At 72.0% G+C, this 7545-nt stretch carries 5 protein-coding genes; all 5 read left to right on the forward strand.

All coding sequences use genetic code 11. The annotated features are described in order from the left end of the window. Positions 1-6: 6 nt before the first annotated feature. Positions 7-1320, forward strand: coding sequence for an NADH-quinone oxidoreductase subunit D (locus tag VM324_13775; protein ID HVM00356.1), 1314 nt, complete (start codon positions 7-9; stop codon positions 1318-1320). Next, positions 1317-2162: an NAD(P)H-dependent oxidoreductase subunit E gene (locus VM324_13780; protein HVM00357.1), complete on the forward strand. Its 846-nt coding sequence runs from the start codon at positions 1317-1319 to the stop codon at positions 2160-2162. The genes VM324_13775 and VM324_13780 overlap by 4 nt, the downstream gene beginning before the upstream one ends. A 192-nt stretch (positions 2163-2354) precedes the next feature. After that, a complete protein-coding gene (gene nuoF, locus VM324_13785) occupies positions 2355-3695 on the forward strand; it encodes an NADH-quinone oxidoreductase subunit NuoF (protein ID HVM00358.1) in 1341 nt (446 codons plus the stop codon). A gap of 3 nt (positions 3696-3698) precedes the next feature. After that, complete coding sequence (locus tag VM324_13790; protein HVM00359.1) at positions 3699-6374, forward strand: NADH-quinone oxidoreductase subunit G; 2676 nt, start codon at positions 3699-3701, stop codon at positions 6372-6374. Then, a partial coding sequence (gene nuoH / locus VM324_13795) for an NADH-quinone oxidoreductase subunit NuoH (GenBank protein HVM00360.1) occupies positions 6374-7545 on the forward strand: 1172 nt, incomplete at its 3' end. The genes VM324_13790 and nuoH, both read left to right, overlap by 1 nt.

Below are 7545 nucleotides of genomic sequence, written 5' to 3' on the forward strand. Positions count from 1 at the left end.
GCCCCGGTGAGCGACACGACCCGGCCCCGCAACGAGCTCGAGCCTCGCCACGAGTACACCGTCGTCTCCGGCGAGTGGCAGGACCTGCCCGAAGCGGTGCCCGACGACCTCATGATCATCAACATGGGCCCGCAGCACCCGTCGACGCACGGGGTGCTGCGCATGGTGCTCACCCTCGACGGCGAGACCGTCGTCGACAACCAGCCGGTCATCGGCTACCTCCACACGGGGATCGAGAAGAACGCCGAGTACCGCCCCTGGGTGCACGGGGTGACGTTCGTCACCCGCATGGACTACCTGTCGCCGCTGTTCAACGAGCTCGGCTACTGCCTCGCCGTCGAGCGCCTGCTCGGCATCGTCGACGACGTGCCCGAGCGCGCGCAGGCAATCCGCGTGATCATGACCGAGCTCAACCGCATCTCCAGCCACCTCGTGTGGCTCGCGACGACCGGTATGGAGCTCGGCGCCATCAGCGCCATGATCTACGGCTTCCGGGAGCGCGAGGCCATCCTCGACATCTTCGAGTTCGTCACCGGCCTGCGGATGAACCACGCGTACATCCGTCCCGGGGGTCTGCAGGCCGACGTCCCCGAGGACTTCGCCGACCGGGTCCGCGTCGTGCTCGCCGACATGCCCAAGCGCATCGGCGAGTACGAGGACCTCCTCGGGGAGAACCCCATCTGGCTCGAGCGCAACGTCGGGGTCGGGGTCCTGTCCGTCGAGGAGTGCCTCGACCTCGCCGTCACCGGCCCCGTGCTGCGCAGCGCCGGAGTCGCACACGACCTCCGCAAGGCCGCGCCCTACTGCGGCATCGAGCAGTACGACTTCGCGATCCCCACCGCCGACACGTGCGACGCCTACGGGCGCTACCTCATCCGCCTCGCCGAGATGCGCGAGTCGCTGGGGATCGTCGAGCAGGCCCTCGACAGCCTGCCGACCGGTCCCGTCATGATCGCCGACAAGAAGATCGCCTGGCCCGCCCAGCTCGGCCTTGGGCCGGACGGGCTCGGCAACACGAAGGCGTACGTCGACAAGATCATGGGCCAGTCGATGGAGGCCCTGATCCACCACTTCAAGCTGGTGACGGAGGGGTTCGTCGTCCCCCGCGGGCAGGTGTACACCGCCATCGAGTCGCCGCGGGGCGAGCTCGGCTACCACGTGACGTCCGACGGCACGAACAAGCCCTACCGGGTCCGCGTGCGCGACCCGTCCTTCATCCACATCGGCACGCTGCCCCGCCTCACCCGGGGGCTGCTCATCTCCGACGTCATCGCCGCCGTGGCGAGCATCGACCCCGTCATGGGCGGGGTGGACCGGTGACGTTCTCGGCGGAGCTGAGGGAGCGGGCGCTCGAGCTCGTGGGGCGGTATCCCGTCGGACGCAGCGCGCTGCTGCCGTTGCTGCACCTCGTGCAGGTCGAGGACGGCTATATCTCGCCGGAGGGGATCGCCGCGTGCGCCGAGCTGCTCCGCCTCACGAAAGCCGAGGTCGGCGCCGTCGCGACCTTCTACTCGATGTACAAGCGCGAGCCGCTGGGGGAGCATCTCGTCAGCGTGTGCACGAACTTCTCGTGCAAGGTCCGCGGCGGCCAGGAGGTCTACGACCGGCTGTCCGACAAGCTCGGCGTCGGCCACAACGGCACGACGCCGGACGGCACGTTCACCCTCGAGCACGCCGAGTGCCTCGGCAACTGCGAGGGGGCGCCGGTGGTGAGCGTCGACTACCTGAACTACGAATGCGTGTCCGCCGACGCGGCCGAGAAGCTCGTCGACCGGATCGCCGCCGGCGACGTGCCCCCGCCCACGCGCGGGATGGTCCCGCCCGGTGTGCGGACCGTGAGCTACCGCCTCGCCGGGCTGGGGCCCCGCGACCCGTCGATGCCCGGCGCACCGAGCAGCCACGCGCGCGCCGACGACGGGGCGGTGCCGCAGCCCGACGCCGGCCCGGGGGTCACCCCCGTCACGGTCGAGCCGTCGCTGTCGGACGCCGACATCGCCGAGCGCGCGGAGGCCCGCCGGCAGGTCCGCGAGGCCGGCTACGGTGACGAGGCCATCGAGGGCGAGGCCGGTCCGCGCTCGCGGGAGTTCCCCACACGACCGCAGGAGGGCGACCCGATCATCGACGACCCCACCCACCCCGGCCCCTCCGGGAAAGACCGATGAGCCGGCAGGTGCATGCCTCGGCCGCCGCCCAGGCGGCCAGCCCATCCCGGAGGGATCATGCCTCGGCCGCCGCCCAGGCGGCCAGCCCATCCCGGAGGGATCATCCCTCGGCCGCCGCCCAGGCGGCCAGCCCATCCCGGAGGGATCATCCCTCGGCCGCCGCCCAGGCGGCCAGCCCATCCCGGAGGGATCATGCCTGAGCCCGTCAGCGTGCTGACCCAGCGCTACACCGTCGAGGACGCCCACACGCTCGACGGGTACACGCGCACGGGGGGCTACGACGCCCTGCGCGAGGCGCTCGGCACGGCCCCCGAGAACCTCGTGCAGCTGGTCAAGGACGCGGGTCTGCGCGGGCGCGGCGGCGCGGGTTTCCCCACCGGGGTGAAGTGGGGTTTCGTGCCGAAGGACACGGGCAAGCCCGTCTACCTCGTCGTGAACGCCGACGAGGGGGAGCCGGGGACGTTCAAGGACCGCGAGCTCATGGAGCGCGATCCCCATCAGCTCATCGAGGGGATGATCATCTCCTGCTGGGCGCTGTCGAGCCACCGGGCGTTCATCTTCCTGCGGGGCGAGTATCTGTGGTCGGGGATACGCCTCGAGGAGGCCATCGCGGAGGCCTACGGCGCGGGCTACCTCGGCAAGGACGTCCTCGGCGGCGGGTTCGACTGCGACATCACCCTGCACTACTCGGCGGGCGCGTACATCTGCGGCGAGGAGACCGCCCTGCTCGACGGGCTCGAGGGGCGCCGCGGCCAGCCGCGGCTGCGCCCGCCGTTTCCCGCCGTCGCCGGGCTCTACGCATGCCCGACGGTGGTCAACAACGTCGAGACGATCGCCAACGTCCCCCACATCGTGTCCCGGGGCGTCGAGTGGTACCGCTCGATGGGCACGGAGAAGTCGCCGGGCCCGAAGCTGTTCTGCGTGTCGGGCGAGGTCGTGCGGCCCGGCAACTACGAGTGGCCGCTCGGCACCCCCGCCCGCCAGATCCTCGAGGAGTCCTGCGGGGGCATGCTGGAGGGCCGGGCGTTGAAGTTCTGGGCCCCCGGCGGGTCGTCGACCCCGCTGCTCACCATCGAGCACATCGACGTCGGCATGGACTTCGAGTCGGTCATGGCGGCCGGTTCGCTGCTCGGCACGACCGCCATGATGATGTACTCGGCGCAGACCAGCGTCGTCGACGCGTGCCTGAACTGGACCCGGTTCTACGAGCACGAGTCGTGCGGGAAGTGCACCCCTTGCCGGGAGGGGACGTTCTGGCTCGCGCAGATACTCGAGCGCATCCTCCACGGTCGTGGCACGAAGCAGGACATCGACATCCTCGACGACGTGTGCGACCAGATCTTCGGCCGCTCGTTCTGCGCGCTGGGGGACGGGGCGACGAGCCCGATCAAGTCCGCCCTGAAGTACTTCCGCGACGAGTTCGAGCACCTCGTCGAGCACGGCCGCCTGCCCGAGGGCGTGACGACCGCGCACGCCGGCGTCGTGACCGACAACAGTGGGCGTCACCGCCCGACCCTCTTCGGAGCCGCCTGACCCATGGCCGACGTCACCTTGACGATCGACGGCAAGGAGATCACCGTCCCGGTGGGGACGCTCGTGATCCGCGCCGCCGAGCAGCTGGGCATCACCGTGCCCCGGTTCTGCGATCATCCCCTGCTCGACCCGATCGGCGCCTGCCGCCAGTGCATGGTCGAGATCGAGGGTCAGCGCAAGCCGTTCACCGCGTGCACGACCCAGTGCACCGACGGCATGGTCGTGAGCACGCACTGGACGTCGGACGTGGCGGCGGCCGCGCAGCAGGCGCAGCTCGAGTTCCTCCTGCTCAACCACCCGCTCGACTGCCCCCAGTGCGACAAGGGCGGCGAGTGCCCGCTGCAGGACCAGACGCTCGCTCACGGTCCGCCCGACAGCCGCATGCTCGACCGCAAGCGGCGCTATGAGAAGCCCCTCCCGATCTCGACGCAGATCGCCCTCGACCGCGAGCGCTGCGTGCTCTGCGCACGGTGCACGCGCTTCTCCCAGCAGATCTCGGGCGACCCGTTCATCGAGCTTTTCGAGCGCGGCGCTCTCGAGCAGGTCGCCATCTACCCCGACGAGCCCTACGACAGCTACTTCTCCGGCAACGTCGTGCAGATCTGCCCGGTGGGGGCCCTCACCGCCACGAGCTACCGGTTCAAGGCCCGCCCGTTCGACCTGCGCACCTTCGAGGGCGTGTGCAACCAGTGCAGCGCCGGCTGCAACCTGCGCGTCGACGTCCGCCGCGGTGAGATCCAGCGCCAGCTCGCCCGCGACAACATGGCGGTCAACGAGTCGTGGAACTGCGACAAGGGCCGCTTCGGTTTCGAGTTCGTCGCCCACGCCGACCGTCTGCGCGAGCCCGCTGTGCGTGACCGCAACGGTGACCTCGCCCCGACGTCGTGGGTGACCGCGCTCCGGCGTGCCGCGGCCGGGCTGTCCGCCGCGCTCGAGGCCGGTGGCGGGCAGGCGGTCGGTGTGCTCACCGGTGGGCGGGTCACCGACGAGGACGCCTACGCGGTGAGCCGGTTCGCACGCGACGTCCTCGGCACCGACAACGTCGACTTCCGCCTGCGCCCCCGGACCGACGCGGAGCGCGACGTCCTCGCGGCGGTGTCGGGCACCGTCGGACCGACCTACGACGACGTCGAGGCCGCCGACGTCGTCGTCGTCGTCGGCCTCGACCCCGAGGAGGAGGTGCCGATCCTCTTCCTGCGGCTGCGCAAGTCCTGGCGCAGGCGCGCGCAGCGCATCATCGCGGTGGGGCCCGTTCTCGGGTCGCTCGAGGAGATCGCCTGGCGCTGGGTGCGCACCGGCGCCGGGCAGGAGGGCGGCGTGCTGAGCGCCCTCGCGGCAGCCGGCGACCACTCCGCCGACGGTGAGCTCGCCGACGTCGAGGAGGCGCTCGCGGGGGCCGGCGGGGCCGTGGTGCTCGCCGGTGAGCGCCTGGCTCTGTCGCCCGGAGCGTTGCCCGCCGCCGCGCGCCTCGCCCGCGACCGCGGCTTCGGGTTCGCCTGGGTGCCCCGGCGCAACAACGCCCGGGGGGCCGTGGACGCAGGCCTCCTGCCGGGCCTGCTGCCCGGCGGCCGGCGCCGCACGTCCCCCGGACCGGTGGCCGAGTCCTGGAACCGGCTGCCCGGGGCCGACGGCCTCGACACCCGCGGCATGCTCGAGGCCGCCGCCGCGGGTGAGCTGAAGGCCCTCTACCTCGTCGGCGTCGACCCGGCCCGCGACTTCGAGGACCCCGCCCTGGCGGCGCGGGCCCTCGAGCGTGTCGACACCCTCATCGTGCAGGACCTCCTGCCGACCGCCTCGATCCGCCACGCCGACGTGGTGCTGCCGGCAAAGGCGGGGCAGGAGCGCGTCGGCTCCTACACCACCTGGGAGGGCCGCCGCCAGCCCTTCCCGCAGGCGGTGCCGGCCCAGGGCCTCGGGCAGGAGGACTGGGACATCGTCGGCCAGCTCGCGCGGGTGCTCGGCACCGACCTGGGCTGGCAGCGCGCCGAGGACGTGCGGCGGGAGGCCGCGCCGCTCATGGCGATCGACGAGCCCGCCCTCGAGCGACTCGGGGATCCCGAGGTCCCGCCTCCGACGTCGCCCGCGTCGGCGGACGACCCGGGGGGCGACGCCGTCACCGACGGGTTCGGTGTGGTGATCCTCGACGCGCTCATCGGCGAGGGCAGCATGCTGCTCGGGGCCGGGACGCTCCGCGCCTCCGCGCGCCCCCCCGCGGTGCTCGTCAACGAGGCGGACGCGCGACGCATCGGGCTCGGCCACGGCCAGCTCGTCGCCGTCGTCGGCCCGGGGGGACGCCTCGAGCTGCCAGCCAAGGTCACCGGGTACATCACCTCCGGGGTCGTCGGCCTTCCCGGCAACTCGACCGCCCAGCCACCCACCACCCTGCGCGACCCCGACGCCCCCGCGCACGAGCCGCTGCGGGTGCGCCTGGAGCCGGGCGCCGGCACAGGCCCCGTCGACCGCCCCGCCCCGCAGCAGCCGAGCGCGTACCTCGAGACGGAGCGCAAGCGGTCGGCGGCCGCCGGCCCGCCCCCAGCCCCTTTCCCGCCTCCCGCACCCGGGACGGTGGTGGAGCCGGCGGAGGTCGGTGATCTCGGCAGCCGGGGCAGCGGTCCGGAGGAGGCAGGCTCCGGCGAGCAGCCCACGGACCGACGACCCGACCGGGGGGGCAACGCCTGATGGACACCGTCGACGTGCTCATCACGCTGGGGGTCGCGGTGGCCGCCTTCGCGCTGTGGCTGTCCGCCACCGCCCTCACCATCTGGGGGGAGCGGCGCCTCGTGGCGAAGATGCAGTCACGCCTCGGCCCCAACCGCCTCGGTCCCGGCGGGATCCTCCAGACGATCGCCGACGGTGCGAAGCTCTTCTTCAAGGAGGACATCACCCCGTCGAACGTCGACCGGTTCACCTACATCGCCGCGCCGGTCGCCTCCGCGGTCGTCGCACTCGTCACCTACGCGGTCATCCCGTTCGGCGGGACCTTCGAGGTCGGGGACCGCACCGTCACCCTGCAGGTGTGGGACCCCGACATCGGGCTGCTGTGGATCCTCGCGATGAGCTCCATCGGCGTCTACGGGATCGTCCTGGCCGGCTGGTCGTCGGGGTCGAAGTACCCGCTCCTCGGCGGTGTGCGCTCCAGCGCGCAGATGATCAGCTACGAGCTCGCGATGGGCCTCGGCCTCGCGGCGGTGTTCATCTTCGTCGGGTCGCTGCGCGCGAGCGACATCGTCGCCAACCAGGCCGGCAGCTTCTTCGGCTTCTTCCCCGCGTGGCACATCATCCCGATGGCTCCCGCCTTCATGTTGTTCTTCACCGCCGCGGTGGCCGAGACCCAGCGGCCGCCGTTCGACCTGCCCGAAGCGGAGGGCGAGCTCGTCGGCGGCTTCCAGACCGAGTACTCCGGCGCGAAGTTCGCGATGTTCTACCTCGCCGAGTTCATGAACATGATCACGATGGCGGCGGTGACCGTGACGCTGTTCCTCGGCGGCCCGTCGGGACCGCTGTTCGGTCCCGCATGGCTGCAGGCGGTCCTGCCGACGGTGTACTTCGCGCTCAAGGTCTTCCTGTTCATCTTCATCTTCGTGTGGCTGCGGGGGACGTTGCCCCGGTTCCGCTACGACCGGCTGATGGACCTCGGGTGGAAGGTCATGCTTCCCCTTGGCCTCGTGTGGGTCCTGCTCACCGGCTTCTCCGTCGTGCTGCGGCAGACCGCCGACCAGGCAACCGTCGGACGACTCGCTGTGGGGGGCATCGGCGTCGCGCTCGCCCTGTACCTCGTCGCGCCGCTGTTCCGCCGGCGCGATCGGCCCGCCGGGACCGAGGGTGGGGGCGGCGGCGGGCCGATCGCGCC

Source organism: Egibacteraceae bacterium (assembly GCA_035540635.1).
Lineage (GTDB): Bacteria > Actinomycetota > Nitriliruptoria > Euzebyales > Egibacteraceae > DATLGH01.

Bases quoted from the DNA above. Each gene is read 5' to 3' on its own strand.
- VM324_13790 (HVM00359.1), top strand. From the start codon at position 3,699: ATGGCCGACGTCACCTTGACGATCGACGGCAAGGAGATCACCGTCCCG.
- nuoF (HVM00358.1), top strand. From the start codon at position 2,355: ATGCCTGAGCCCGTCAGCGTGCTGACCCAGCGCTACACCGTCGAGGAC.